Below are 26,027 nucleotides of genomic sequence, written 5' to 3'. Positions count from 1 at the left end.
TCCTCGAACTCAAGTCGACCGTCAACACCATGGTCGACCAGCTCTCCTCCTTCGCCGACGAGGTCACCCGGGTCGCCCGCGAAGTCGGCACCGAGGGGGAGCTCGGCGGTCAGGCACAGGTCAAGGGCGTCTCCGGCACCTGGCGCGACCTCACCGAGAACGTCAACCAGCTGGCGTCCACCCTGACCACCCAGCTGCGGGCGATCGCGCAGGTCTCCACCTCGGTGACCCGTGGCGACATGACCCAGCACATCACCGTGCAGGCGCAGGGCGAGGTCGCCGAGCTGAAGGACAACATCAACCAGATGATCGTCACCCTGCGGGACACCACCAAGAAGAACGCCGAGCAGGGCTGGCTGGACTCGAACCTGGCGCGGATCGGTGGTCTGCTGCAGGGGCAGCGGGACCTCGGCGAGGTCTGTCGCATGATCATGAATGAGGTGACGCCGCTGGTCGACGCGCAGCTCGGCGCGTTCTTCCTCGCCGACGCCGACGACGGGGTGACCCGCCTCGGGCTCACCGCCGCGTACGGCTACGTGGCCCGGGACCACAAGATCATCTTTGGGCCGGGTGAAGGGCTGGTCGGCCAGGCCGCCGTCTCCCGCCGGACCATCCGGGTGGGCGCCGGCGCCACCGGCGCGCTCACCCTGCGGTCCGGGCTGCTCAGCATCCCGCCCCGGGACCATGTGGTGCTGCCAGTGCTGTTCGAAGGCGAGATGCTGGGGGTGATCGAGTTCGCCTCCGTCGCCGCCTTCTCCGAGCTGCACCTGGCGTTCCTGGAGCGGCTGGTCGCCACGATCGGCATCGCGGTCAACACCATCCAGGCGAACAAGCGCACCGAGGAGCTGCTCGCCCAGTCGCAGCGGCTGGCCAACGAGATGCAGGCCCAGTCGGCCGAACTGCAGCGCACCAACGCCGAACTGGAGGACAAGGCCCGCCTGCTGTCCGAACAGAAGGGCAACATCGAGACCAAGAACCGGGAGATCGAACTGGCCCGGATCGGTCTGGAGGAGAAGGCCCAGCAGCTGTCCCGGGCCTCGGCGTACAAGTCGGAGTTCCTGGCCAACATGAGCCACGAGCTGCGTACCCCGCTGAACTCGCTGCTCCTGCTGGCCCGGTTGCTGGCCGACAATCCGGACGACAACCTCACCGGCAAGCAGATCGAGTTCGCCAAGACCATCCACAGTGCCGGCTCCGATCTGCTGTCACTCATCGACGACATCCTCGACCTGTCGAAGATCGAGGCCGGCCGGATGGACGTGCAGCCGGCCGAGGTGCCGTTCGGCGAGATCCGGTCGTACGTCGAGCAGGCGTTCGCGCCGCAGGTCGACGAGAAAGGGCTGGAACTGCGCGTCGAGGTGGCACCGGACCTGCCGCCGGCGGTCGTCACCGACGCGCAGCGGCTGCAGCAGATCCTGCGCAACCTGCTCTCCAACGCGGTGAAGTTCACCGATGCCGGGTCGGTGACGCTGCAGATCGCCTCCGCCCCGCCGGACCTGACCTTCGAACAACCCGCACTGTCCACCGCCGACCAGGTAGTCGCCTTCACGGTGATCGACACCGGAATCGGCATCTCCGACGACAAGCTCTCGCTGATCTTCGAGGCGTTCCAGCAGGCGGACGGAACGACCAGCAGACGCTACGGCGGCACCGGCCTCGGCCTGTCGATCAGTCGCGACCTGGCCCGGCTGATCGGCGGCGCGATCTCCGTCTCGTCGGTGCCGGGCGAAGGATCCACCTTCACGCTGTACGTTCCCGACGTGCTCAACACCGACGCGGTGCTGCCGCCGGCACCGTTGCCGGCCGCGGCGCCGATCCGCACCGCGCTGCCACCGCTGACCCGGCCGATCGAGGTGGACCGCCCCGAACCGCCGACCACCCGGCGGCTGGACGGGGCCACCGTACTGATCATCGACGACGACGTTCGCAACGTCTTCGCGCTGACCAGCGCGCTGGAGCTGCACGGGATGACCGTGATCTACGCGGACAACGGGGTCGACGGCGTACGTAAACTCGCCGAACGCCCCGAAGTGAACATCGTGCTGATGGACGCGATGATGCCGGACCAGGACGGTTACGAGACGACCCGGATCATCCGCCGCAATGAACGCTTCGCGGACCTGCCGGTGGTCTTCCTGACCGCCAAGGCGATGCCGGGTGACCGGGAGTCCGCGCTGCAGGCCGGGGCGACGGACTACATCACCAAACCGGTCGACCTGGACGAACTGATCACCCTGATGGTGACCTGGATCAACGCGGCTGAGGAGTTGAACTCGTGACTGCCGGATCGGCGAAGGTACTGCTGGTGGACGACCGGCGGGACAACCTGCTCGCCCTGGAGGCGATCCTGCAGGGGATGCCGGTGCAGGCCGTGGCGGTGGAGAGCGGCGAGGACGCGCTGAAGAAGCTGCTGGTGGACGACTTCGCGGTGATCCTGCTGGACGCGCAGATGCCGGAGATGGACGGATTTGAGACGGCCAACCACATCAAGCGTCGCGAACGCACCCGGCACGTACCGATCCTGTTCCTGACCGCCGCGGACCGCGATGCCCAACTCGCCCTGCGCGGGTACGCCGTCGGCGCGGTCGACTACCTGATCAAGCCCTTCGACCCATGGGTGCTGCGGGCCAAGGTCGGCGTCTTCGTCGACCTCTGGGTGAAGAACCGCCAACTCGCCACCCAGGCGGACCTGGTCCGGCAGCGGGACGAACAGGTACGGCAACTGCGTGCGGCGATCGACCGGGCAGCCGCCCGGCTGCGCGACGACGAGGTGAATCCGGCCGAGGTCGCCGACGAGTTGGAGACGGCCCGCTGGGGCGGCTGACCGCAGCGCCGGGCTGGCCGCCCCCGGCTGACCGCGACGCCGGGTCAGCCGGCCCGGGTCAGCCGGCGCCGTTACGGATGGTGAGCGCCGACCGCAGCCCGGTGATGTTCAACACCCGGTGCAGGAACTCGCCGACGTTGGTGAGCAGCAGCAGACTCTGCGCGTGGCTGGCCTTGCGGGTGAGCACCACCAGGGTGCCCAGCCCCTGCGAGTCGCAGAAGGTGACACCGGCCATGTCCAGCACGATCCGGGCCGGCGCGTCACCGAGCAGATCGTTGACGGTGGTGGACAACTGGGCGGCGGTGAGCATGTCGATCTCACCGACGAGGCGTAGTACAGCCTCGTCGGGAGTGCGCCGCAACGCGATCGACAACTCCGCCCGTTCCACCCGGCCAGCGTATCGCGACAGCGCGAACCCGGCCCTGGTACGGCGGTCGCCGCAACCCGGCCGCTGGGCAGGGTCGGATGTGCGGTCGCCTGGTGACGCTGCCACAATGGCAGAGCCGTGACTGCCACCGAAACTGCCGGCGCCTGCCCCTACCCGGCGCACGCGCCCGCATCCCAGGCCCTGTTCGACCGCGCCACCAAGATCATCCCTGGCGGGGTCAACTCGCCCGTGCGCGCCTTCCGGGCGGTCGGCGGGACACCCAGGTTCATGGCCCGGGGGTCCGGCCCGTGGCTGTTCGACGCCGACGACCGACGTTACCTCGACCTGGTCTGCTCCTGGGGACCGCTGATCCTCGGCCACGCCCACCCCGAGGTGGTCGCCGCGCTCAGCGCAGCCGCCGCGCACGGCACCAGCTTCGGTACGCCGACGCCCGGCGAGGTGGAGCTGGCCGCCGAGATCGTCGACCGTACCCCGGTCGACCAGCTCCGGCTGGTCAACTCCGGCACCGAGGCGACGATGTCGACGATCCGGCTGGCCCGGGGGCACACCGGTCGGCCCCGGATCGTCAAGTTCGCCGGCTGCTACCACGGCCACGTCGACGCACTGCTCGCCGCCGCCGGTAGCGGGGTGGCCACCCTCGGGCTGCCCGACTCGCCCGGGGTGACCGGTGCCGCCGCCAGCGAGACGATCGTGCTGCCCTACAACGACGTGGCGGCGGTGGAGGCGACCTTCGCCGAGCACGGCGACCAGATCGCCGCGATCATCACCGAAGCGGCCGCCGGCAACATGGGTGTGGTGCCGCCGGCCCCCGGCTTCAACGCCGCGCTGGCCCGGATCGCCCACGCGCACGGCGCGCTACTGATCGTCGACGAGGTGATGACCGGGTTCCGGGTCGCCCGGGGCGGCTGGGCCGAGCTGGAGCCGGTCGACGCCGACCTCTACACGTACGGCAAGGTGATGGGTGGCGGTCTGCCGGCCGCAGCGTTCGGTGGCCGGGCCGAGATCATGCGGCAGTTGGCCCCGGCCGGCCCGGTCTACCAGGCCGGCACGCTCTCCGGGAACCCACTGGCCTGCGCCGCCGGGCTGGCCACGCTCCGGCTGGCCGACACCGACCTGTACCGGCGGCTGGCCGACACCGCGACCCGGGTCGCCGAGCTGGCCACCGGGGCGCTCACCGCCGCCGGAGTGCCGCACCAGCTCTCCACCGCCGGCACCATGTTCTCCATCTTCTTCACCGACGCCGAGGTCACCGACTACGCTGGCGCCCGCCGGCAGGACGTCGACGCGTACCGCGCCTTCTTCCACGCGATGCTCGCGCACGGCGTCTACCTGCCCCCCAGTGCGTTCGAGGCATGGTTCGTCTCGGCGGCGATCGACGACGCCGCCCTGGAGCAGCTCGCGGCGGCGCTGCCGGCCGGGGCCGCAGCAGCGGCTGCGGCGGCGGACGGCGCGCTGCGGGCACCGACGCTGGGGGACAACGGATGAAACGGACGGTCGTCCACGTACTGCGGCACGGCGAGGTCCACAACCCGGAGAAGATTCTGTACGGCCGACTGCCCGGTTTCCGGCTCTCCGAACTCGGCGTGCAGATGGCCAAGGCGGCCAGCCAGGCCCTCGCCGACCGGGACGTGGTGCACGTGGTCGCCAGTCCGTTGGAACGCGCCCAGGAGACCGCCGAGCCGATCGCGGCCCAGTTCCGGTTGCCGGTCTCGGTCGACGAACGGCTGATCGAGTCGGCAAACTGGTTCGAGGGCCGGCGGGTCTCCCCCGGCGACGGGTCGTTCCGTGACCCGCGTAACTGGTGGGTGCTGCGCGATCCGGTCACCCCGTCGTGGGGCGAGGCCTACACCGCTATCGCCGAGCGGATGTTCGCTGCGGTGCACGCCGCCCGGGTCGCCGCCGAGGGCCACGAGGCGGTCTGCGTCTCCCACCAGCTGCCGATCTGGACGCTGCGCCGCTACCTGGAACGCAAGCGGCTCTGGCACGACCCGCGCCGCCGGCAGTGCGGCCTGGCCAGCCTGACCGCGATCCACTTCGAGGACGCGAAGGTGGTCGGCATCGGCTACTCCGAGCCGGCCGCCCACCTGATCGCCATGTCGCCGTCGGCGCGGACGGCCAAGGGGGCCTGAGATGCGGTCGGCACGTCGTGGGCTGATCGCGCCTGGCTGTCGGCCTGCCGCCCGGCTCGCCCGGTCTGCCGTGCTTCTCGCCGGTACGCTGGCCGCCGCGCTCGTTCTGACCGGCTGCGCGGCCAGCGGCTGGGCGACCGACTGCGAGACCGACCCGCAGGGCGTGATCCGGTGCACCGGTGACGACCGGCCGGCAGCGCCGGAGCTGGAGGCCGAGCTGCTCGACGGCTCCGCGTTCGATCCGGCGGCGTACCGGGGCCAGGTCCTGGTGGTCAACTTCTGGGGCTCCTGGTGCCCGCCCTGCCGGGCCGAGGCCGCCGACCTGGAGGCCACCTACCAGGCGACCCGGGACCGGGGGGTGCGGTTCCTCGGCATCAACGTCCGCGACGAACGAGACAAGGCCCGCGCCTTCGAGGCGGGCCGGGTGACGTACCCGAGCCTGTTCGACCCGGCAAGCCGGCTCGCCCTGGATTTCAACATCCCGCCGAACAGCATCCCCGCGACGATGATCATCGACCGGAGCGGCCGGATCGCCACCGTCGTCCGCGCCGAGATCCGCCAGGACGACCTGCAGCCGCTGGTCGAACAGGTCGCCGCCGAGGCGACCGGCGACGATGCCGAGGCGACCGGCGGCGGCGCCGGCGCCGAGCCGGACCCGGCCGATGGGTGAGACGTTCGCCGAGATCGCCCGGGGCGGTCCGGTGCTGCTGGCTCTCGGCCTGGCCGCGCTGGCCGGGCTGGTCAGTTTCCTCTCCCCGTGCATCCTGCCGCTCGCCCCCGGCTACCTGTCGTACGTCACCGGACTGGCCGGCTCCGACCTCGACGCCACCGGCGGCCGCAGCGGCAGCGCTGCCAGCGCGAGTGCTGGCAGTTCCTTCGGCGGCCGGCACGGCCGGGTGCTGGCCGGGACCCTGCTGTTCATCAGTGGCTTCACCGTGGTCTTCACCCTCACCGCGATCCTGATGGCCAGCGTCGGCCGCCACCTGTTCGTCTACCAGCGGCCGGTGGAGATCGGCGTCGGGCTGCTGATCGTCCTGTTCGGGCTGGCCTTCCTCGGTCTGGTGCCGGGCCTGCAACGCGAGGTGCGGGTACGCCGGCTGCCGGAGGCCGGCCTGGTCGGCGCCCCGGTGTTCGGCGCGGTCTTCGCGCTGTCCTGGACGCCGTGCGTCGGCCCCACCCTCGGCGCGGTGATGGGGATGGCGACGGTCAGTGGCCAGACCGATCGGGCGGTCGCGCTCGCCGTGGCGTACTGCCTCGGGCTCGGTCTGCCGTTCGTCGTCTTCGGTCTGGCGTTCCGCCGGCTGCTCGGCGTGTTCACGGTGATCCGGCGCAACAGCCGCTGGGTCACCCGGGTCGGCGGGGCGATGCTGATCCTGGTCGGGTCGGCGCTGGTCACCGGCGCCTGGACCGACTTCGTCATCTGGTTCCAGGCCACCGTGGGGGCCGGCGAGGTCGGCATCTGATGTCCCGGCCGAATCCGGCGCTGGCCCTGCTGCGCAACTCGTGGCGGCAGCTGACCAGCATGCGGACCGCGTTGATCCTGCTCTTCCTGCTGGCGGTGGCGGCGATCCCCGGCTCGCTGCTGCCGCAACGCGACGTCAACATCGAAAACGTCGACGCGTACTTCGCGGCGAACCCGCGGCTGGCCCCGGTGCTGGACCGGCTCGGCATGTTCGACGTGTTCGCCTCGACCTGGTTCGCGGCGATCTACCTGCTGCTGTTCACCTCCCTGGTCGGCTGCATCGTGCCCCGGCTGCGCGAGCATGTACGGGCGTTGCGGGCCGCGCCGCCGGCCGCCCCGCGCCGGCTCGACCGGTTACCGCAGCACGCCCGCTGGACCACCGCCGGCGACACCACGGCCGGCGACGCACCCGCCGCCGCGCGGGACGCGATCGCCACCGAACTGCGCCGCCGCCGCTGGCGGGTCACCGTCACCGACGACAGTGTCGCCGCCGAGAAGGGCCACCTGAAGGAAACCGGCAACCTGGTCTTCCACCTGTCGCTGATCGGCATCCTGCTCGGGGTCGCCGTCGGGAGCTGGTTCGGCTGGAACGGCAACCGGCTGCTGGTCGCCGGGCCGGACACCGCGTTCTGCAACACCGTGCAGCAGTACGACGAGTACCGACTCGGCCCCCGGATCTCCGACGGTGACCTGCCCCGGTTCTGTCTGGAGCTGACCGACTTCACCGCCACCTTCCTGGAGACCGGACAGCCGGACAGCTACTCCGCCGAGGTAGAGGTCGACGCCGACGGCGGGGCCGCCCGGACCGAGGCGTTCTCGGTGAACTCCCCACTGCGCCTCGACGGCGCCAACGTCTACCTGCTCGGGCACGGCTACGTGCCGGTGCTGCGCTACACCGACCGCTACGGACAATCGCAGACCGTCTCCGCACCGTTCCTGGCCGTCGACGGGATGCTGACCAGCGAAGGCGTCGCCAGCTTCCCGGACGCCAACGTCGACCCGGCGAACGGCGAACGGGATCCGCAGCTGCAGGTGGCCTTCGAAGGGCTCTTCCTGCCGTCCGCCCCGCAGCAGCCGCCGTACGTCCGCTCCACTCACCCGGAGCTGCGCGACCCGGCGGTGATGCTGTGGGCGTACCGGGGCAACCTCGGCCTGGACGCCGGCATCCCCGGCTCGGTCTACCAGATCGACCAGCGGCAGGTGGAGGCCGGCAGGCTGCTACCGGTCGGTGATCCGCAGCTGCTGCGGGTCGGCGAGACCATGACCCTGGACGACGGCACCACCATCGAGTTTCTCGACATTTCGCAGTACGTGACCCTGTCGGTCCGGCACGATCCCGGCAGCGGCCTGCTGCTGGCCAGCTCGGCGGCGCTGCTGCTCGGGCTGATGCCGGCACTGTTCGGCCGGCGACGCCGGGTGTGGTTCCGGGTCACACCGACCGGCCCCGACGCAGCGTCAACGACGCCCGGTAGTAGCTTGATCGAAGCCGGTGGGCTGCCGCGCACCGACCACCCCGGGTTCGGCGACGAGTTCCGGGAGCTCATCCGGGCACTCGGCGGCGACGCCGGGCCACGGGAAGGACCGCACTGATGTCAGCACTGTCGGATCAACTCCTGGTGGTGGCGATCTTCGCGTATCTGCTCGCGATGATCTGCCACGCGGTCGAAGCCGGGTTCGGCACCCGGCGTACCGCCGCCGCGACGGTGCCCGACCGCGAACTCGCCGCCGTCGCGGCCGCCGGGACCGACGGCGGACCCACTCAGCCGGCGCCTGGATCCGACCTGACCGGTCCGGCCGTCTACAAGACCACGGGTACGGGCGGCGAGCGGACCGGCTGGCCGGCGGTCGGACTCGCCGGCTGGTTCGCCGTCGGCGCCACCGTGCTGGGTGCCCTGTTCCACCTGGCCTGTCTGGTCACCCGGGGGGTCGCCGCCGAGCGGCTGCCGTGGGGCAACATGTACGAGTACGTGCTGGCGATCACCTTCGTCGGGGTGGCCGCCTGGCTGGTGCTGGTCCACCGCCGGCCGTCGCTGCGGCTGCTCGGCCTGTTCGTCGCGCTCGTCATGGTCGCCCTGCTCGGCCTGGCCGGCCTGGTGTTCTACACCCCGATCACACCGCTGGTGCCGGCCCTGCAGTCCTACTGGTACGCCATCCACGTCTCCACGATCATGGCGTCGTCCGGACTGCTGCTGCTCGGGTCGATCCCGGCCGCCATGTTCCTGCTCCGGTCCGGCTACGAGCAGGGGCGGCGAGGCTTCCCCTACCTGCTGGCCAAGCGGGTGCCGGCGGCGGTGTCGCTGGAACGGCTCACCTTCGGGCTGCACGCCATCGGCTTCCCGGTGTTCACCTTCGCGGTGATCGCCGGGGCGATCTGGGCCGAACACGCCTGGTCGCGGCCGTGGGCCTGGGACCCGAAGGAAACCTGGGCGTTCATCTCCTGGGTGATCTACGCCGGCTACCTGCACGCCCGGGCGACCCCGAGCGTACGGCGGACCACGGTCACCTGGATCGCGATCCTCGGCTTCCTCACCATGCTGATGAACCTGTTCGGGGTCAACTACTTCTTCGAGAGCCTGCACTCCTACGCCTGACCGGCACCGGCCGAGTCCGGACGCGGCGCGAATCACCGCCCCGGGTGGTGGCAGCGGCCACCGGGTAGGCCAGACTTGGCGGCATGGCGGCTCCAGGTTTCCCGTACCAGGATCTGAAGGACTTCGTCGCGGCGCTGGAGACGGCCGGCGAGCTGCGGCGGGTCGACGTACCGGTGGATCCGACGCTGGAGATCAGCGAAGTCGTCACCCGGACCGTGCGGGCCGGCGGCCCGGCGCTGCTGTTCGACCGGCCCACCCGGGGCGAGATGCCGGTGGCGATCAACCTGTTCGGCACCGAACGGCGCACCGCGATGGCGCTCGGCGTCGAGAACCTGAACGAGATCGGCGACCGGATCGGTGCGATGATCAAGCCCGACCTACCGGTCGGCTGGTCGGGCATCCGCGACGGACTCGGCAAGGTCATGCAGCTCACCTCGCTGCCGCCGCGCAAGGTCAGGACCGCGCCCTGCCAGGAGGTCGTCTACACCGGCGCGGACGTCGACCTGAACCGGCTGCCCGGGCTGCAGGTCTGGCCCGGCGACGGCGGCATCTTCCACAACTACGGGCTGACCCACACCAAGCACCCGGAGACCGGCAAGCGCAACCTGGGCCTCTACCGGCTGCAGCAGCACTCGCCGACCACGCTCGGCATGCACTGGCAGATCCACAAGGACTCGACTGCCCATCACGCGGTCGCCGAGCGGCGCGGCGAGCGGCTTCCGGTGGCGGTGGCGATCGGCTGCGACCCGGTGGTCAGCTACTCGGCGTCAGCGCCACTGCCCGGCGACATCGACGAATACCTGTTCGCCGGGTTCCTGCGCGGCCAGCGGGTCGAGATGGTCGACTGCAGGACCGTGCCGTTGCAGGTGCCGGCGCACGCCCAGATCGTGCTGGAGGGCTACCTGGAGCCGGGCGAGCGGCTGCCGGAGGGCCCGTTCGGCGACCACACCGGCTTCTACACCCCGGTCGAACCGTTCCCGGTGCTGCACATCGAATGCATGACCACCCAGCGCGACCCGCTCTACCACTCGATCATCACCTCGAAGCCGCCGCAGGAGGACCACGGGCTCGGCAAGGCCACCGAACGGATCTTCCTGCCGCTGCTGCGGATGCTGATCCCGGACATCGTCGACTACGACCTGCCGGCCGCCGGGGTGTTCCACAACTGCGTGATCGTGTCGATCCGCAAGCGCTACCCGAAGCACGCCCAGAAGATCATGTCGGCGATCTGGGGGGCCCACCTGCTGTCGCTGTCGAAGCTGATCGTCGTGGTCGACGACGACTGCGACGTGCACGACTACCACGAGGTCGCGTTCCGCGCCTTCGGCAACGTCGACTACGCCCGCGACCTGCTGCTCACCGAAGGTCCGGTGGACCACCTCGACCACTCGTCGTACCAGCAGTTCTGGGGTGGCAAGGCCGGCGTCGACGCGACCCGCAAACTGCCCACCGAGGGCTACACCCGGGGCTGGCCGCAGGAGATGACCATGTCACCGGAGATCGTCTCGCTGGTGGACAAGCGCTGGCGGGAGTACGGGATCTCGTGAGCGCCGCAGCCACCGCCGGGCCGACCGGCGCGCCCGCCGCCCCGGTCGGCAAGATCCGAGCCTTCCTGCGGCTCGTCGCGATCGAGCACTCCGTCTTCGCGCTGCCGTTCGCGTACCTGTCCGCGCTGACCGTGATGGCCCGCCTGGACGGCGGCGTCCGCTGGCTCGACCTGCTGCTGATCACCGTCGCGATGGTCGGGGCCCGGACGTTCGCCATGGCCGCGAACCGGATCATCGACCGGCACATCGACGCACGCAATCCGCGTACCGCGGGGCGGGAACTGGTGACCGGGGCGGTGAGCGTCCGGACGGCCTGGACCGGCGCGGTGGTCGCGCTGGTGGTCTTCCTCGGCGCCGCCGCCGCGCTGAACCCGCTCTGCCTCGCGCTCGCCCCGCTGGCGGCGGTCCCACTGGTGGTCTACCCGTACGCCAAGCGGTTCACCGACTGGCCGCACGCGGTGCTCGGGCTGGCCCAGCTGATCGGCCCGGTCGGTGCCTGGCTGGCGGTCACCGGCACCTCCGCCGGTGCCGGGCCGGCGATCCTGCTCGGCGCGGCGGTCGGGCTGTGGATCGGCGGGTTCGACCTGATCTACGCCTGCCAGGACGCCGAGGTCGACCGTGAGATCGGGGTACGCAGCGTGCCCGCCCGGTACGGTCGACGCTTCGCGCTGCACGCCTCGACGGTGGCGCACCTGGTGACGTTCGCCCTGTTCGGGTGGTTCGGCGTGCTGGTCGGCTTCGGCTGGCCGTGGTGGATCGGGCTGGCGTTGACCGCGGTGGCGTTCGGCTACCAGCATCTGGTGGTGACGCCGACCGACCTGTCCCGGGTCAACCGGGCGTTCTTCACCGCCAACGGCTTCGTCGGCATCGCGTTGTTCGCGTTCGCCCTGGTCGACCTGGTGGTACGGCTCGGCCTGCGCTGACCGTTGACCGCCCCGGCCGTCAGCGCCGCTGCCGGTAGCGGGCGCTCTCGAACGACCAGTCGATGGTGCCGCGCACGGCGTACCCGACCCCGGCCAGCAGGCCGTGCGCCGCCCGGTCGTGGTCCGGCCCGAACGGCGGCACCTCGGCTTGGCGTGCGCCGAACGCCGCCATCTCGGCCCGCCACCGGTGCGCGACGATGACCAGCGCGTCGCCGATCGGCACCCGTCGCGTCTCGGCGACCGCCACCACCAGGTTGTGACCGCCGGCGGTGGTCAGGTCGCGGGACAGTGAGAAGAGGTCGTTGTACCAGGAGAGCAGGTCGTTGCCGGCGACTCGGACATCGCGCACCCGGGGGTGGTGGAAGACGGCGTCCGGCACCAGGTCGCCGGTCGCGTACTCGATCAAGGTGTACGCCACGTGCGCCGCCGATGTCGCCCGACGCAGCTCTATGTACTCGTCCAGGCCGGGCCGGTGACCAGTTGCCTTGTTCACCGCCTCGCGTACCGCTCCGTCGAGGTGCTCCGCCACCGCCTCGATGAACCGCCGGCACCACCAGTCGGGCATCGACTGACGCACGACCCGCCATGGACCGACCAGCATTCGGCGCAGCGGCCCGGCAAACGCCTGATCGGGACGCGGCTCGGGGTCGAGACGCGGCTCGGGGTTCGCGCCCAGCACCGTCAGCACCTCGTCGGCGAGTCGGCGCAACCTCCCCTCCTGCGGCTCCGCGACCCCGTCGAACTCGTCGTCGAGCAGGAAGAACCAGGCGAACATGGCGGCCAGCACACGCAGCCGGCCCACCGGCACGCTCGGATAGAGCCGGGCGGCGTACCGCCCGATTCGGGCCCCGGCGAGCCGACGGTGGGTGGCGGTGCCCGGCGGCAGGCCGCACCGCTGCAGCCAGCCGGGCAGCCAGGAGTCGGCCTGCGCCGCGTACGGGGACAGCACTGTGGGCAGCGGGCACGCGGCGCGCAGCTCCACGAGCAGCTCGCCGAGCAGTTCGGCGGCCGGCTCGTCGAGGCAGGAAGAGCCGTACGGGATGTCGGGGCGGGGCGGCGACGGGGTGAATTTGCGGGAGTCCATGGGCTGCCTGCGAAGTTGCTGCCAATGTGTCCGTAAGGCGGGTCGTCTTACCCTATGGGGTGACCGGGCACCGGCGACAGCCCGCGACCAGCCACGCGAACAGGGATCTCGATGAGAAGACCATGGGTGATCGGCGTCTCCGGGGCGTCCGGTACGCCGTACCCGGCCGCGGTGCTCCGCGCACTGCTCGACGCCGGCCATCCGGTCGACCTGGTGGTGTCCCGCGCGGCCCGGCTCACCCTGCTCGACGAGACGGGCGCGCCGCTGCGGGACAGCCACTGGCGCGCCGACCTGGCCCGCTGGCTCGGCCGTGGGCTGGACGACGCGGACGTACGGTTCTGGCCGGCGGGTGATCTCGCCGCCGGGCCGAGCAGCGGCTCGTACCAGGTACGCGGGATGGTGGTCGTACCGGCCAGCACGGCCGCCTGCGCCGGCATCGCCATCGGGCTGTCCAAGGATCTGTTGCAGCGGGCCGCCGAGGTCAACCTCAAGGAACGGCGGCCGGTCGTGCTGGTCCCCCGGGAGACCCCGGTGACCCGCAGTCACCTGGAGCACCTGCTCGCCCTGCATGATGCGGGGGCGGTGGTGCTGCCGGCCAGTCCGGGCTTCTATGGTGCGGGTGCCGACGCCACCGCCGCCCAGTTGGTCGATTTCGTCGCCGGCAAGGTGCTGGACGCGCTCGGCGTACCGCATGACCTGTTCCGGCGGTGGTCCGGCGAGTTGGGCGCGGACCGGCCGTGACCACCGGCTCAGTACGGCCGGCGTCAGTACGGCCCGGCTGCTCCTGATCCGTTCTCGGTGTGCCGGGGCCGAGTGGTCTCCGCGCTTTCCGCCTGCATCTCCTCCAGCACGCCTTCGCCTTCGAGTAGCGCACGCACCTCGGACTCCCGGAACCGACGATGGCCTCCGGGAGTTCGGATACTGCCGATCCGGCCGGCCGCTGCCCATCGTGTGACGGTCTTCGGGTCGACACGGAACAGCGCGGCCACCTCGCCCGGCGTCAGCAGACGATCTCCAGTGTCCACGGTCCCCTCCTCGCGTCCACGACGGCTCTGGCGTGGCCAGTCAGCCCCCCGATGGACCGTGTGCCAGATGCCGTAGTGCCAGACGTACGGCCATTAGAGCACCGGCCGACCGCCGTGTCCGGGAAATGAGCAAAGCTACCCGACTGGGCAGTTGCCCGGTAGGATTTGCGCCCTATATTGTAATTCACCCCAGCTCGTCGACCAGCGGGCCACCCGGGCGGGCGACAGGCACTAGGGTCTACATCCCGTGGACGCCATCGACCTCCGGCTCGTCGATCTGCTGCGCGGCAACGCGCGGCTCTCCTACGCCGAACTCGCCCGCCAGGTCGGACTCTCCGCCCCCGCCGTACACGAACGGATCGGCAAGCTCGAAACCTCCGGCGTGCTGCGCGGCTACCGGGCCGACGCACAGCCGGAATCGGTCGGGCTCGGCGTCACCGCCCTGATCGGACTGGTCGAAGACTCAGGTGCCGACACCGAGGCGGTGCTCGACGCGCTGCGCAACATGCCGGAGATCGAATCCTGCTACTTCATGGCCGGCACCGAGTCGTTTCTCTGCCTCGCCCGGGTCGGCACCATCGCCGAGCTGGAACAGCTCATCATGCGGCTGAACCGGACACCGGGCATCGCCAACACCCGGACCAGCGTCACGCTGTCCACCAAATGGGAGAACCGGCCCCGCCCCCTGACCGGGTGATTCGACAACATCACTTGTTACCGTCTGCGAATGAACGAACTGGACCGGTACGACGACGCCGGCCGGGCCTGGGTGACCGACGCGATCGCCAAGGTCGAGGCGGACGCCAACCGGTCCGCCGACACCCACCTGCTGCCGTTCCCACTCCCCCCGTCCTGGGGCATCGACCTCTACCTCAAGGACGAGTCGGTGCACCCGACCGGCTCGCTCAAGCACCGGCTGGCCCGCTCGTTGTTCCTCTACGGCCTGTGCAACGGGTGGATCGGTCCGCAGACCACGATCGTCGAGGCGTCGTCCGGCTCCACCGCCATCTCCGAGGCGTACTTCGCCCGGATGCTCGGCCTGCCGTTCGTCGCGGTGATGCCCGCCGGCACCTCGGCCGAGAAGATCGCCCAGATCGAGTTCCACGGTGCCCGCCCCCACCTGGTCCGCGACCCGGCCGCTGTAGTGATCGAGGCACGGTGGCTCGCCGAAGACCTCGGCGGGCACTTCATGGACCAGTTCACCTACGCCGAACGGGCCACCGACTGGCGGGGCAACAACAACATCGCCGAGTCGATCTTCGCCCAGCTCGCGCTGGAACAGCACCCGGTCCCGCACTGGATCGTGGTCGGTGCCGGCACCGGCGGCACCAGCGCCACCGTCGGCCGGTACGTCCGCTACCAGCGGCACCGCACCAAGATCTGCGTCGTCGACCCGGAAAACTCCGCTTTCTACCCGGCATGGTGCAGCGGTGACTGGTCGACCTCGACCGGCCGGGGGTCGATGATCGAGGGGATCGGTCGGCCGACCGTCGAAGCGTCCTTCCAGCCGTCCGTGGTGGACCGGATGATCCAGGTCCCGGACGCCGCCTCACTGGCCGCCATGCGTATCGCCAGCGACCTGCTGGGTCGGCGGGTCGGCGGGTCGACCGGCACCAACCTGTGGGGCGCGTTCGCGCTGATCGCGCAGATGCGGGCCGCCGGCGAGCAGGGCTCGGTGGTGACGCTGCTGTGCGACAGCGGCGAACGGTACGCCGCAAGCTACTACTCGGCCGACTGGCTGACCCGGCACGGGCTCGATCTGACCCCGTACCAAGCCGTGGCCGAACACTTCCTGCGTACCGGCGAATGGCCGACCGACGTGCGTTAATCGGGATCAGGCGCGCTGCGCGAGCCCCGGGTAGTGCAGCACGAACCCGTCCGGATCCACCGTCACGTCGGCAGTGAAGCTGTCGCTGCGGTACCGGACCCGGTCAGCGCCGAGCACCGTGTAGGTCTGCTCCATCGGCATCACCTCCAGGCTCGGCACCCGGACCCAGGCCGCGACCAGCCGGTGCTCCTGCCCGGCCGGCTGCTCCGACAACCGCAACCGGCGGATCGGCAGGGTGTTGAACAGCGGCGCCGCGTCCAGATCGACGTCGAGGGCCGCGTCGAGCCGGCCCGGTTCCTCGGTGCCGGGCAGGCCGACCGGGCTGCGCCCGGCCGCCCGCAAAGCACGGTCCAGGTCACCCTGTTCGGCGGTGCTCACCCGCCACCGGCCAAGCGCCCGTTCCATCCGTACGGTCCGCAGCCAGCCGGCACCCTCGACAGTGACGGTGAGCCGGACGGCGGCCCACTGTTCGTCGGTGGCGAGTTCGTAGTGGCAGCTGTACGGCAGCGGCGCCGCCGCCACCGCCACCCCGCGAGCGGTCAGCCCGCGCTGGTCGTCGAAGAGGACCTGATCGGCACCGCCGGTGTCCGTCCGCGTCCAGACGATCGATTTCGGCAACGTCGGCATGTTCCCGACCGTACCGGCCCGACGAGCCGCTGCGGAGCGGGTCGCCGGCGCCGGTCACGCACGCGGGTCAGTAGCTGCGGCTCGGCCGCCGGTCGGTGAAGCGCCGGTCACCACCGCCGCGCCGTCGGTCACCACCGGCCCGGTCGGCACCGCCCCGGGCACCCCGCTCGCCGTCGCCTCGGAAGCGGTCAGCCCCGTCCGCCCGGGAGCGGTCGCCCCGCCCCCGGAAGCGGTCGGGGCGGTCCGGCCGGAACCGGTCCCCCCGCGCGCGAGACTGCCGGGGCGGCTCCGGCTCGTTCACGATCGGTACGCCGCTCGGCTCGGTTGCTCCGGTCAGCTCGGACAACGCGGCGTCGCCGCGGCGTACCCGGGTCTGGGCCGGCTCCACCCCGGCCTTTTCCAGCATGGCCAGGGTGCTGCGCCGCTGCTTCGGCAGCACCAGGGTGGCGACCGCGCCGGACTCGCCGGCCCGCGCGGTCCGCCCCGCCCGGTGCAGGTAGTCCTTGGGGTCCTTCGGCGGGTCGACGTGCACCACCAGCGAGACCCCGTCGACGTGGATGCCCCGGGCAGCCACGTCCGTGGCGACCAGGACGTTCGTCCGCCCTTCCTTGAACTCGGCGAGGGTACGGGTGCGTACCCGCTGGGTCTTGCCGCCGTGCAGGGCACCGGCCCGCACCCCAACCGACGCCAGCTGGTCCACCAGCCGGTCCACGCCCAGCTGGGTACGGGCGAACATCATGGTCCGTCCGGAGCGCGCGGCGATCGAAGCGGCCACGGCGAACTTGTCGCTCGGCGGGATCAGCAGCAGATGATGGTCCATGGTGGTCACGGCGGCGGTGGCCGGCGCGGTGGAATGGGTGACCGGATCGGTCATGAACCGCTGGACCAGTGTGTCGACGTCGTTGTCCAAGGTGGCCGAGAAGAGCAGCCGCTGAGCATCCGCCGGAGTCTTGGCCAACAGCTCGGTGACCTCCGGCAGGAAGCCCATGTCGGCCATCTGGTCCGCCTCGTCCAGGACGGTGATCTCGATGTCGTCCAGCTGGCAGACGCCGCGCTGGATCAGGTCACCGAGCCGCCCCGGGGTGGCCACGATGATCTCCACACCGCGACGCAGCGAATCGATCTGCCGGTCGTACGGGACGCCGCCGACCGCCGTCTTGAGGAAGACCCCGACCGCCCGGCCCAGCGGGAACAACGCGTCGTTGACCTGCATCGCCAGCTCGCGGGTGGGGACCAGAATCAGGGCTCGGGGCCGCAGTGGGCGGGCCCGGCGGCCGTCGGCGATCCGAGCCAGCAACGGCAGGCCGAACGCGAGGGTCTTGCCGGAGCCGGTCTGGCCCCGGCCGAGCACGTCCCGGCCGGCCAACGCGTCGGGCACGGTGGCGCGCTGGATCTCGAACGGAGTGGTGATGCCCTCCCGGGCGAGTGTCCGGACCAGTTGCCGGGGCAGCCCGAGCGCCGCGAAGTCAGGCTCCTCGGCCGCCGGCCCGGCGGCCGTGACCACGACGACCGGATCAGCGGTCTGGCTGGTCGCCGGCTCCGCCGGCAGGCCAGCGGCTTCGGGCACGGTGTCGAGAACGGAGGGGAACGTGCTGGGATCAGCGAAGGTGGTCAAGAAAACCTCTCAGAGCGGGGCGGATCTTCGCGAATGGCCCGTTCCGGTGTGCACCGTTGAATCGCCCGCAAGATCGCCCATGAGCACGCGGTAGCGCGCCGGGTTGATGATCGAGTGACAAGTGTACGGGTTTGCCGCGCTGCTGCCACCTGACCCGTCCGACCGGTGGGCCGACTCACCTCAGCCGATCCGGCGTCAACCGCCCAGCAGCCCGTCGAAGATGTTGGTGAAGATGTTACCCACGACGAGCACCGCGATGATGCCGATCACCACCATCACGGTCAGACCGACCACCATGGCCAGCACCACCTTGGTGGTACTGCGGTCCTCCCGCTCGGGCAGGTCCGCCCAGCCCTGGGCCAGGATGTGGCCGGTCAGCGAGCCGGAGTTCTCCACGGCGGGGTTGAACACCACGCCGCCGGGTGCGCCGGACATGCCGCCGGGTGCCCCCATCGGCAGACCCATCGTCGGATTGGCCGCTGGCCGGTTGGCAGCACCGGGTTGGGAAGGTACGCCGGGAGCACCGGCCGGGGGAGGTCCGGGCGTGTCGCTGTCGGGCCGGCGGGCCCCGTACACCCGCCCGGCGGTCGGGGCCGGGGTGCTGCGTGCCCACTGCCCGTATGCCGGCGGAGGCTCCGGCGGCGCCACCGGTTCCGGCGGCACCGGTGGCTGGTGCCAGGGCGTCGGCGGTGACTCACGCCACGGCGTCGGTGGAACCGCCGGTGGGATCGTGTAACCGCCGGCCGCCTGGGTCATCTGGTACGCGGTCCTGGCTGGCGGCGGGAACGGCGGCGGAGTCGGGCCCGGTGGGTTCGGACCCGGGCCCGGTGGGTACGGGCCTGGCACCGGAGCGGGTGAGGTCGGCCGTGGCGGCAACGGCGGAGCCGGGGCCGGGGCGGGTTCCGGCTCGGGTGAGGTCGACCCGGACGGCGGTTCCGCAGGTGCGGGCGGCTGCACTGGGTCGGGGGGTAGGGCCGGATCGCTGGGCGAGGGCTCCTCGGTACGACGCGCACCGTAGACCCGGGTCCCGCCGGTCGGCACCCGGAGCGCCCCGACGTCGCGGGCGGAGAACCGTTGCGCTCCGGCCACCGTGGCGCGGGCACGGGCCGACGCAGCCTCCCCGCCGGCCGCCGGAGGCGACGACACCGCGGCGGGTGGCTCGGTCGCGGCGGCTGCGGACGCCGACGCGGCATGGTCGGCCGGCGGCTGGTCAGTTGCGGCCGGCGGCTGGTCAGTTGCGGCCGGCGGCTGGTCAGTTGCGGCCGGCGGCTGGTCGGTCGTGGCCGGCGGCTGGTCGGTTGCGGCCGGCGGCTGCCAGGGCAAGGCAAACGCCGACCATGCGGACGCCGGCGACGCGGACGCGGACGGCCCGGCCGCCGGTGAGGTCGGAGCCGACGGCCCGGCCGCCGGTGAGGTCGGAGCCGACGGCCCGGCCGCCGGTGAGGTCGGAGCTGACGGCCCGGCCGCCGACGACGACGGGGAAGACGTACCAGGCACGACCGGGACGTCGGCACTGGAGCCGGTGCCGACCGACGACGCCCACAGCGCCCCGGCCGGTGGTGGCGGTGGCGGTGGCGGACTGAACGGAGCCGGCAACTCCTCTGCCGGCGGCGGCGCCGATCCGGACCGGTCGACCTGGTCGGGCACCCGCCGCTGACCACCGTCGACCTGGTCCACCGACGACCAGGGCCGAGCTTCGTCCATCACTGCCTCCCGTGCCAGCTCACCGGAACACCTCCGGCCGGTGAGGAGTCCGCCGGTTTACCGTGCCATACCGATGCACCTCGGCGCAGCCGGAGTATCGGCGTACCGACCGTGGCCGTCTGTCCGGTCCTGGGCGCAACGGTCCGACCGGAGGACGTACGGTCAGCCTTCCAGCGGGCCTGCGCTCGGCGTGCCGGCCGACGTAGCCGACGCGCTCGGGCCGGCCGAAGCGGAACTCGACTCGCTCGGGGTACTGGTCGGCGTCCCGGAGCCGCTCGCGTCCGGATCCGGAGTCCCAGAGCCGGTCGGCGACGGGCTGGGGTCACTCGGCGTCGGCATCGGACCGGGCGTGGACGGGCTGGTCGACGGTGACGGGGAAGGCGACGGCGAATCCGACGGATCCGGCGACGGCGAATCCGTGGGGTCCGGCGATGGCTCGGGCGTCGGAGTCGGGGTGGGCGACGGGTCCGGCGATGGCGCGGGCGTCGGAGTCGGGGTGGGCGACGGGGTCGGTGCGACCTCGCGGATCACCCGGGTCGCGGCGTAGAACCGGGACCACCAGACGGTGGAGACCTTGACCACGTCTCCGGTGGTCGGCGCGTGCACCATCTTGCCGTTGCCGACGTACATCCCGACGTGGTGCACCGTCGTCCAACTGGACCCGGAGGCGAAGAAAATCAGGTCACCGGGTAGCAGTGCCGACCGGTCCACCTTGTTGTGCCGGGTCGCGTAGTACTGGTCCTTGGCCACCCGGGGCAGGCTGAAGTAGTCGGCGCCGGGCGACCGGTACGCCGCCCACATCAGGCCGGAACAGTCGTAGCGGTGCGGCCCCTCGGCCCCCCACAGGTACGGCTTGCCGAGCTGCTTGAGGGCGAACTCCAGGGCGGCGACGGCACGGGGGTGGGCGGCGGCACCGTCGATCCCGTCGATGCCCTGCCCGATCTCCTGCTCGGCGGCCTCCCGCTGGCGTTCGATCGCCACCAGCTGCTCGGTGTTCTGCTCTTTCAACGCGAGCAGCGCGGTCTCCCGTTGCTTGAACGTGCCCTCGGTGCTGCCGAACTCGCTGCGCAGCGCGTCGACCAGGGCCAGCGCCGCCGTGTAGGTCTGGTACGCCTCCTGCTCGGCGGCTGCGGCGAGCGAGACGTCCCGGTTGGCGGCGTCGGTGCCGACGCCGGGCTGCCGGCCCCGTTGCAGCCGGGACAGGGCACCGAGTCCGTGCAGGTCACCGCGGTACTCGCCGGGCGGCATCGCGGCGGCGTCCTTCAGCGCGTACGACGCCGCGATGTCCGCGTCCCGCTGCGCCTCGATCAGCGCGGTTCGCGCCTCGCGCAGCGACTGCTCGGCGGCGGCCAGTGCGGTCTCCGCCGCGGTCTGCTCCTGTTCGAGCTCGAGCAACTGCTGACCGAGCAGCGCGACCTCGGTCTCACCGGCGTAGATCTGCGCGGCGAGCGGGCCCTCCACCGGGGTGGGTGTGATGGCCGGCGCGTTGGTCGTCGGGCCGGTGCCGGGCAGCTGCAGGCCGCCGGCGGGCACCGGCCGGCTGCCGGTGTCCGGCACGGTCGCCGGCTGGGCGTACACCGGGGAGGCGAGGGCGACTGCGGTGACGGCACCGAGCAGGCCGGCCCACAGGGCCGGACTCAGCCGGACCGGAACGGCACCGACCATCACGAACCGGCGTTGCCGTCGTGCTCCGTCGCGCCGCTGGCCCACCGCCGCGCCCCTGCTTCTTCGTGCCATGCCTGCCCGCTCGCTCCCGTACGGCGCGTTTGTCCGGTGCTGATGCGCCGGAACCGAGTCGCGTCGCCTGGTGTCGCCTGTCCCACATCGGTCTTACCGCACGGGGCTGCTGATGTCGATGAGTCGTGAGGTAACGAGAAGCTGAGAGGTTGTCGGCCTGGGCATGACGCAGGTCGCTGTGCCGCCGGGCGACGAGCCGACCGACGGTCCCGGGACGTACCCTCGAACGCGGATCACGACTGATGGTCGTCGACGGCGGGTCGTCGGCGTGGCCGGCCGGGAAGGGGCGTGGCGGACGTGGACGCTGGTCGCAAGCGTGAGCTCGAAGAGAAGGTGTACGCCGGGGAGCGGCTGGACCACACCGACGGGGTGGACCTGTACGCCAGCGACGACCTGGCCTGGCTGGGCCGGCTGGCGCACCACCGGCGAACCGAGCTCAACGGCGACCGGGTGATGTTCAACGTCAACCGGCACCTCAACCTGACCAACGTGTGCAGCGCCTCCTGCGCATACTGCTCGTTCCAGCGCAAGCCGGGCGAGAAGGACGCGTACACGATGCGCATCGACGAGGCCGTTCGTAAGGCCAAGGAGATGGAGGACGAGCAGCTCACCGAGCTGCACATCGTCAACGGCCTGCACCCGACCCTGCCCTGGCGGTACTACCCGAAGGTGCTGCGCGAGCTGAAGGCGGCGTTGCCGAACGTCAAGCTCAAGGCGTTCACCGCGACCGAGGTGCAGTGGTTTGAAAAGATTAGCGGGCTGCCGGCGGACGAGATCCTCGACGAGCTGATGGACGCCGGTCTGGAGTCGCTGACCGGTGGCGGCGCGGAGATCTTCGACTGGGAGGTCCGCCAGCACATCGTCGACCACGCCTGCCACTGGGAGGACTGGTCACGGATTCACCGGCTGGCGCACAGCAAGGGGCTGCGGACGCCGTCAACGATGTTGTACGGGCACATCGAGGAACCCCGGCACCGGGTGGACCACGTGCTGCGGCTGCGCGAGTTGCAGGACGAGACCGGCGGTTTCACCGTCTTCATCCCGCTGCGCTACCAGCACGACTTTGTCGACTCGGCGGACGGCAAGATCCGGAACCGGATCCAGGGGCGCACCACGATGGCGGCACCGGCCGAGTCGTTGAAGACCTTTGCGGTGTCCCGCCTGCTGTTCGACAACGTGCCGCACGTCAAGTGTTTTTGGGTGATGCACGGGCTGTCCGTGGCGCAGTTGTCGCTCAACTTCGGCGTCGACGACCTGGACGGGTCGGTGGTCGAGTACAAGATCACCCACGACGCGGACTCCTACGGCACACCGAACACCATGCACCGCGAGGACCTGCTGCACCTGATCTGGGACGCCGGCTTCCAGCCGGTCGAGCGGGACACCCGCTACCAGGTGGTACGCGAGTACGACCGGCCGCCGGCGCTGGCCGAACGGCGGGCCGAGCCGCAGCAGATCTGGGCCTGACTGGACTCGTTCAGCAAGGCGCGGAGGCAGCCGGACCGGTCTGACTCCGCCGACAGGTGTCGACCCGCCCCGGCGCGGGTAGGACGCTGCGGTGAGTCAGCCGCGTGGCATCCTGCCCCGCCTCCGTGGCGTGTGGGGCAGCTTCTGGGCGGTGCCGGCGGCGATCGCGACCGGCGCGGTGCTCGGCGCGATCCTGCTCACCGCCCTGGATCTGCGGCTGCGGCTGGACGGCTTTCTGCCGAGCGGGCCGGAGGGCGCGAGATCGCTGCTGTCCTCGGTGATCACCGCGATGATCTCGTTCACCGCGCTGGTGTTCTCCATCACGGTGGTCGCGGTCCAGCTGGCTTCCAGCCAGTACTCACCCCGGGTGCTGCGGACGTTCCTGCGCGACCGGGTCAGTCAGGCCACCCTGGGCACCTTCGTCGCGACGTTCCTGTTCGCCATGGTGGTCCTCGCCGCGCTACCGGGCCGTTCCGAGGCCCGGTTGCCGGCGCTGTCGCTGGCCGTGTCGATGGCCCTGGTGCTGGGCAGCACCGGGATGTTCATCTACTACCTGCATCACATGACCGCGCTGATGCGGGTCTCGCACATGATCGCGGCGATCGGGGTGCAGAGCAGGCGCAGCATCGACCGGTGGGCGCCCCGGCCGACCGATCCGGACGGTTCCCCGGACGGACCGATCGTCGACGTGCTGGCGGCACCGGATACCGGGGTGATCGTCGAAGTCGACACCACAATGCTGGCGCGGCTCGCCCGCCGATACGGCTGCGCTTTCACGGTCGAGCGGATCCCCGGTGACTTCGTCGTGGCCGGCATGCCGCTGGTCGCCGTACACGCCGTCGGTGACACCCCGCCGGGCCCGGTCGACGCGAAGCTGGCCGAGCAGGCCGTCGAGGTCGGCGTCGAACGGATCCCCGGCCAGGACGTCGGCTTCGGGCTCCGGCAGCTCGCCGACATCGCCGAACGAGCGCTCTCGCCCGGCATCAACGACGCCACCACCGCCGTCCGGGCCCTGCAGGAGGCGCACGACCTGCTGCGCCGGCTGGCCGACCGGCCGGACCGGCCGAGGATCGTCCAGGACGACGACGGGACGGTCCGGGTCCACGTCCGCCGGCAGTCGTTCGCCAGCCACCTCGCCACCTCGATCACCGACGTCCGACAGGCAGCCACTGACCAGCCGAGGGTCATCGAGCTGATCGACAGCATTCTCGCCGACCTGACCACGGCGGCCCGGCCCGAACACCGGCCGGACATCCAGCGGTGCCAGGCGGCGTCACCGGCCGCCGACGCCCCGGGAAGTCGCTGAGGAGTACCAGCGGCGACCGGCGGTGGCGGTCACCCCGTGCACCAGGGTGCTGGCCGCGATCACCAGCGTCCCGGCCGTAATCCGTCGCCCCCTCGGCGAAGCTGTAGGTCAGGTAGAACAACGCGGACACGCCGATCGGGCCGAACCAGCCGAGAAACACCGTGTCCCGCCACGACACGCCCAGCGCCGGGCGCAGGGCCAGCACCACCGGCAGCCGGCGAGGCAGCCGACCGCCACGCCGACCAGGACCGCACCGCCGACGCCCCAGGCCGCCTCGGCCACCTGCTGTCCGGCCGGCCGGGCGGCGGCCAGGCCAGACCGGCGCTGACCACCGCCATCCCGGCCATGCCCAGGGTCAGCAGCACCCCGACCGGGCGGGTCACCGTCAGGTACCCGGTGGCGGGAAACCGCAGCGCCACCGCCATTAGCGACACGGCCAGCAGGATCCGGCTGGCCTCCCGGAGCAGGCCGATGGTGTCGTGGTGGGACGGATCGATCAGCCCGGACACCGGGCCGACCAGGACGCCGAGCAGCAACGCGAGCAGCGGTTCGCTGACCGGTGCGCGGCGGATGGCGCTCGACCAGAAGGCCAGCAGTACGGCGGGCACGCCGACCAGGGCATAGCTCAGGTGCAGCGGATGCATCCGGACACCTTCACCGCAGCGGTAGGCGGCTCAAACCTGGCGGCGTCGACCCTTGGTGCCCCGTACCACCGGGGGTCGGCTGCCATCTTGGCCGGTTATCCGGGTGGCGGCCCGGCAAACCTGGTCCGGGTGCGGCACCGGCCCAGGCGTACCCTCATCCTGGTCATGATGGAATCGAAGAGCGACAGTCTTCCGCGCCGGGACGCCGCAGGTAGGGTGGTCGCGTTGCCGGATCTGCTCGGCGTGGTCGGCGCCGGCCTGGTGATCGGTCTGGTCGTGCTGCTGCTGTTCGACGGCGTGTTCACGCTGATCGGCGACGGTCGGCTCGGCCAGTCGAACGGCTGGTTGGCGGTGATCCTGCCGGCGTGGCTGTTCGCCGACGACTTTCGGGCCTGGGCCGGCGGCTCCGTCCGGTTCGTCGCCGCCGCCGTGGCGACCGGGGTCGGGGTCGCCTCCGGGCTGCTCGCCGCCGGGATCGCGGCCGACCTGCCGCCGACGGCCGGCGGCGGGATCGGGGCAGCGGTCTTCGCCCTGGTGTACGCGGTGGTCTGGTTCCATGGCGTCCGGTGGCTGGACGGCCGGTGAGGAGAGGCATGAGCCCTGCGGTGAAGTACACGCTCGGCCGGATCGGGCTGTTCGTGATCGTCGTGCTGGCCCTCTGGCCGGTCGACATCAACGTCTTTCTGAAACTTATGATCGCGGTCATTTTCTCGGCCGCGTTGTCCTGGTTTCTGATGCGCGGTTGGCGGGACGAGATGGCGCAGCAGATCGCCGAGTCCGCCGAGCGTCGCCGGTCTGAGAAGGAACGGCTGCGGTCCGCTCTGGCCGGCGAGGACCAGACCGACGGTACGGCCGGCAAGCCCCAGGAGGATTCCTAGTGCAGCCCCGCATAAGTTCTTGACGGGTCATGCGGCCTTGAGTGGGCGGCCGTCGTAGGTCCAGCGGAAGGGTTTCGCGGTCCGGTTGTAGTGGGTGAAGAACTTGAGGATCTTGTTGGCGAGGTGTTCGCGGGAGGTGAACTCGCCACGACGTAGCAGCCTGCGGGTCAGGATCGAGAAGACCAGTTCGTCGGGTAGCCCCGGCGCATTGCTGCGCCGGGGCCCCCTCAGAACCGGCCATGCCCGCT

At 71.2% G+C, this 26,027-nt stretch carries 26 protein-coding genes and 1 pseudogene; 18 read left to right on the top strand and 9 right to left on the bottom strand.

All coding sequences use genetic code 11. The annotated features are described in order from the left end of the window. A partial coding sequence (locus ACFHWU_RS25715) for an ATP-binding protein (protein ID WP_416591843.1) occupies positions 1-2,279 on the top strand: 2,279 nt, incomplete at its 5' end. Further along, positions 2,276-2,824: a response regulator gene (locus ACFHWU_RS25710; RefSeq protein ID WP_416550664.1), complete on the top strand. Its 549-nt coding sequence runs from the start codon at positions 2,276-2,278 to the stop codon at positions 2,822-2,824. The genes ACFHWU_RS25715 and ACFHWU_RS25710, both read left to right, overlap by 4 nt. A 58-nt stretch (positions 2,825-2,882) precedes the next feature. On the opposite strand, the gene ACFHWU_RS25705 is transcribed toward ACFHWU_RS25710, so the two are convergent. After that, positions 2,883-3,212, bottom strand: a complete 330-nt coding sequence (locus ACFHWU_RS25705; RefSeq protein WP_281552162.1) for an STAS domain-containing protein — start codon at positions 3,210-3,212, stop codon at positions 2,883-2,885. A gap of 117 nt (positions 3,213-3,329) precedes the next feature. On the opposite strand from ACFHWU_RS25705, the gene hemL reads away from it, so the two are divergent. The 8 genes from hemL to mqnP all read left to right on the top strand — a co-directional run bounded on the left by hemL (position 3,330) and on the right by mqnP (position 11,864). Further along, the gene (gene hemL / locus ACFHWU_RS25700) at positions 3,330-4,697 is read left to right on the top strand and encodes a glutamate-1-semialdehyde 2,1-aminomutase (RefSeq protein ID WP_416591842.1); all 1,368 of its coding nucleotides are present in this window, start codon (positions 3,330-3,332) and stop codon (positions 4,695-4,697) included. Then, the gene (locus ACFHWU_RS25695) at positions 4,694-5,341 is read left to right on the top strand and encodes a histidine phosphatase family protein (RefSeq protein ID WP_123607031.1); all 648 of its coding nucleotides are present in this window, start codon (positions 4,694-4,696) and stop codon (positions 5,339-5,341) included. The genes hemL and ACFHWU_RS25695 overlap by 4 nt, the downstream gene beginning before the upstream one ends. Position 5,342: 1 nt before the next feature. Then, positions 5,343-6,011 (top strand): TlpA family protein disulfide reductase, encoded by a 669-nt coding sequence (locus ACFHWU_RS25690; protein ID WP_416591841.1) that lies wholly within the window; start codon positions 5,343-5,345, stop codon positions 6,009-6,011. Continuing rightward, complete coding sequence (locus ACFHWU_RS25685; RefSeq protein WP_416550669.1) at positions 6,004-6,804, top strand: cytochrome c biogenesis CcdA family protein; 801 nt, start codon at positions 6,004-6,006, stop codon at positions 6,802-6,804. The genes ACFHWU_RS25690 and ACFHWU_RS25685 overlap by 8 nt, the downstream gene beginning before the upstream one ends. After that, on the top strand, positions 6,804-8,393 hold the full coding sequence (gene resB / locus ACFHWU_RS25680) for a cytochrome c biogenesis protein ResB (RefSeq protein ID WP_416591840.1): 1,590 nt from the start codon (positions 6,804-6,806) through the stop codon (positions 8,391-8,393). Before ACFHWU_RS25685 ends, resB begins: the two co-directional genes overlap by 1 nt. Next, positions 8,393-9,394, top strand: a complete 1,002-nt coding sequence (gene ccsB / locus ACFHWU_RS25675) for a c-type cytochrome biogenesis protein CcsB (protein WP_416591839.1) — start codon at positions 8,393-8,395, stop codon at positions 9,392-9,394. Before resB ends, ccsB begins: the two co-directional genes overlap by 1 nt. 83 nt (positions 9,395-9,477) lie before the next feature. Further along, entirely contained in the window at positions 9,478-10,941 is a 1,464-nt protein-coding gene (locus ACFHWU_RS25670) for a menaquinone biosynthesis decarboxylase (protein WP_416550675.1), read from the top strand. After that, entirely contained in the window at positions 10,938-11,864 is a 927-nt protein-coding gene (gene mqnP, locus ACFHWU_RS25665) for a menaquinone biosynthesis prenyltransferase MqnP (RefSeq protein WP_416591838.1), read from the top strand. The genes ACFHWU_RS25670 and mqnP overlap by 4 nt, the downstream gene beginning before the upstream one ends. A 19-nt stretch (positions 11,865-11,883) precedes the next feature. Here mqnP and ACFHWU_RS25660 read toward each other — a convergent pair whose 3' ends face one another. Further along, entirely contained in the window at positions 11,884-12,948 is a 1,065-nt protein-coding gene (locus tag ACFHWU_RS25660) for a terpene synthase family protein (RefSeq protein ID WP_416591837.1), read from the bottom strand. Between the two features lie 111 nt (positions 12,949-13,059). Between ACFHWU_RS25660 and ACFHWU_RS25655 the strand changes: the two genes are divergently transcribed. After that, positions 13,060-13,689 (top strand): UbiX family flavin prenyltransferase, encoded by a 630-nt coding sequence (locus ACFHWU_RS25655; protein WP_416591836.1) that lies wholly within the window; start codon positions 13,060-13,062, stop codon positions 13,687-13,689. A 23-nt stretch (positions 13,690-13,712) separates the two neighbouring features. Here the strand turns inward: ACFHWU_RS25655 and ACFHWU_RS25650 are convergent, their stop codons facing one another. Beyond that, positions 13,713-13,973, bottom strand: a complete 261-nt coding sequence (locus tag ACFHWU_RS25650) for a BldC family transcriptional regulator (RefSeq protein WP_347403703.1) — start codon at positions 13,971-13,973, stop codon at positions 13,713-13,715. A gap of 247 nt (positions 13,974-14,220) precedes the next feature. On the opposite strand from ACFHWU_RS25650, the gene ACFHWU_RS25645 reads away from it, so the two are divergent. Further along, positions 14,221-14,670 (top strand): Lrp/AsnC family transcriptional regulator, encoded by a 450-nt coding sequence (locus ACFHWU_RS25645; protein WP_416550684.1) that lies wholly within the window; start codon positions 14,221-14,223, stop codon positions 14,668-14,670. A 30-nt stretch (positions 14,671-14,700) separates the two neighbouring features. Continuing rightward, entirely contained in the window at positions 14,701-15,801 is a 1,101-nt protein-coding gene (locus ACFHWU_RS25640; protein ID WP_416591835.1) for a PLP-dependent cysteine synthase family protein, read from the top strand. Between the two features lie 6 nt (positions 15,802-15,807). On the opposite strand, the gene ACFHWU_RS25635 is transcribed toward ACFHWU_RS25640, so the two are convergent. The 3 genes from ACFHWU_RS25635 to ACFHWU_RS25625 all read right to left on the bottom strand — a co-directional run bounded on the left by ACFHWU_RS25635 (position 15,808) and on the right by ACFHWU_RS25625 (position 18,799). Next, a complete protein-coding gene (locus ACFHWU_RS25635; protein ID WP_416550688.1) occupies positions 15,808-16,428 on the bottom strand; it encodes a putative glycolipid-binding domain-containing protein in 621 nt (206 codons plus the stop codon). A 67-nt stretch (positions 16,429-16,495) separates the two neighbouring features. Then, positions 16,496-17,932, bottom strand: coding sequence for a DEAD/DEAH box helicase (locus tag ACFHWU_RS25630; protein WP_416551080.1), 1,437 nt, complete (start codon positions 17,930-17,932; stop codon positions 16,496-16,498). 306 nt (positions 17,933-18,238) lie between these two features. Beyond that, complete coding sequence (locus ACFHWU_RS25625) at positions 18,239-18,799, bottom strand: hypothetical protein (protein ID WP_416591834.1); 561 nt, start codon at positions 18,797-18,799, stop codon at positions 18,239-18,241. 334 nt (positions 18,800-19,133) lie between these two features. On the opposite strand from ACFHWU_RS25625, the gene ACFHWU_RS25620 reads away from it, so the two are divergent. Beyond that, a complete protein-coding gene (locus tag ACFHWU_RS25620; RefSeq protein ID WP_416591833.1) occupies positions 19,134-19,700 on the top strand; it encodes a hypothetical protein in 567 nt (188 codons plus the stop codon). A gap of 209 nt (positions 19,701-19,909) precedes the next feature. On the opposite strand, the gene ACFHWU_RS25615 is transcribed toward ACFHWU_RS25620, so the two are convergent. Beyond that, positions 19,910-21,484 (bottom strand): C40 family peptidase, encoded by a 1,575-nt coding sequence (locus tag ACFHWU_RS25615; RefSeq protein WP_416591832.1) that lies wholly within the window; start codon positions 21,482-21,484, stop codon positions 19,910-19,912. A 297-nt stretch (positions 21,485-21,781) separates the two neighbouring features. Here ACFHWU_RS25615 and mqnE point away from each other — a divergent pair, with 297 nt between their 5' ends. Then, positions 21,782-22,951, top strand: coding sequence for an aminofutalosine synthase MqnE (gene mqnE, locus ACFHWU_RS25610; protein WP_416591845.1), 1,170 nt, complete (start codon positions 21,782-21,784; stop codon positions 22,949-22,951). A 91-nt stretch (positions 22,952-23,042) separates the two neighbouring features. Further along, positions 23,043-24,257: a DUF2254 domain-containing protein gene (locus ACFHWU_RS25605; protein ID WP_416591831.1), complete on the top strand. Its 1,215-nt coding sequence runs from the start codon at positions 23,043-23,045 to the stop codon at positions 24,255-24,257. Positions 24,258-24,316: 59 nt separating this feature from the next. Here ACFHWU_RS25605 and ACFHWU_RS25600 read toward each other — a convergent pair whose 3' ends face one another. After that, positions 24,317-24,901 (bottom strand): hypothetical protein, encoded by a 585-nt coding sequence (locus ACFHWU_RS25600; protein ID WP_416591830.1) that lies wholly within the window; start codon positions 24,899-24,901, stop codon positions 24,317-24,319. Positions 24,902-25,069: 168 nt separating this feature from the next. On the opposite strand from ACFHWU_RS25600, the gene ACFHWU_RS25595 reads away from it, so the two are divergent. After that, complete coding sequence (locus ACFHWU_RS25595) at positions 25,070-25,486, top strand: hypothetical protein (RefSeq protein ID WP_416591844.1); 417 nt, start codon at positions 25,070-25,072, stop codon at positions 25,484-25,486. 8 nt (positions 25,487-25,494) lie between these two features. After that, entirely contained in the window at positions 25,495-25,779 is a 285-nt protein-coding gene (locus ACFHWU_RS25590; protein WP_416550702.1) for a DUF4229 domain-containing protein, read from the top strand. 27 nt (positions 25,780-25,806) lie between these two features. On the opposite strand, the pseudogene ACFHWU_RS25585 reads toward ACFHWU_RS25590, so the two are convergent. Then, a pseudogene (locus ACFHWU_RS25585) lies at positions 25,807-26,027 on the bottom strand (hypothetical protein); the annotation flags it as partial.

The organism is Micromonospora sp. LOL_015 (genome assembly GCF_048060275.1).
GTDB lineage: Bacteria > Actinomycetota > Actinomycetes > Mycobacteriales > Micromonosporaceae > Micromonospora_E.
The sequence above is the reverse complement of the archived record's forward strand: the minus strand, read 5'-3'. Positions and strand labels throughout refer to the sequence as shown.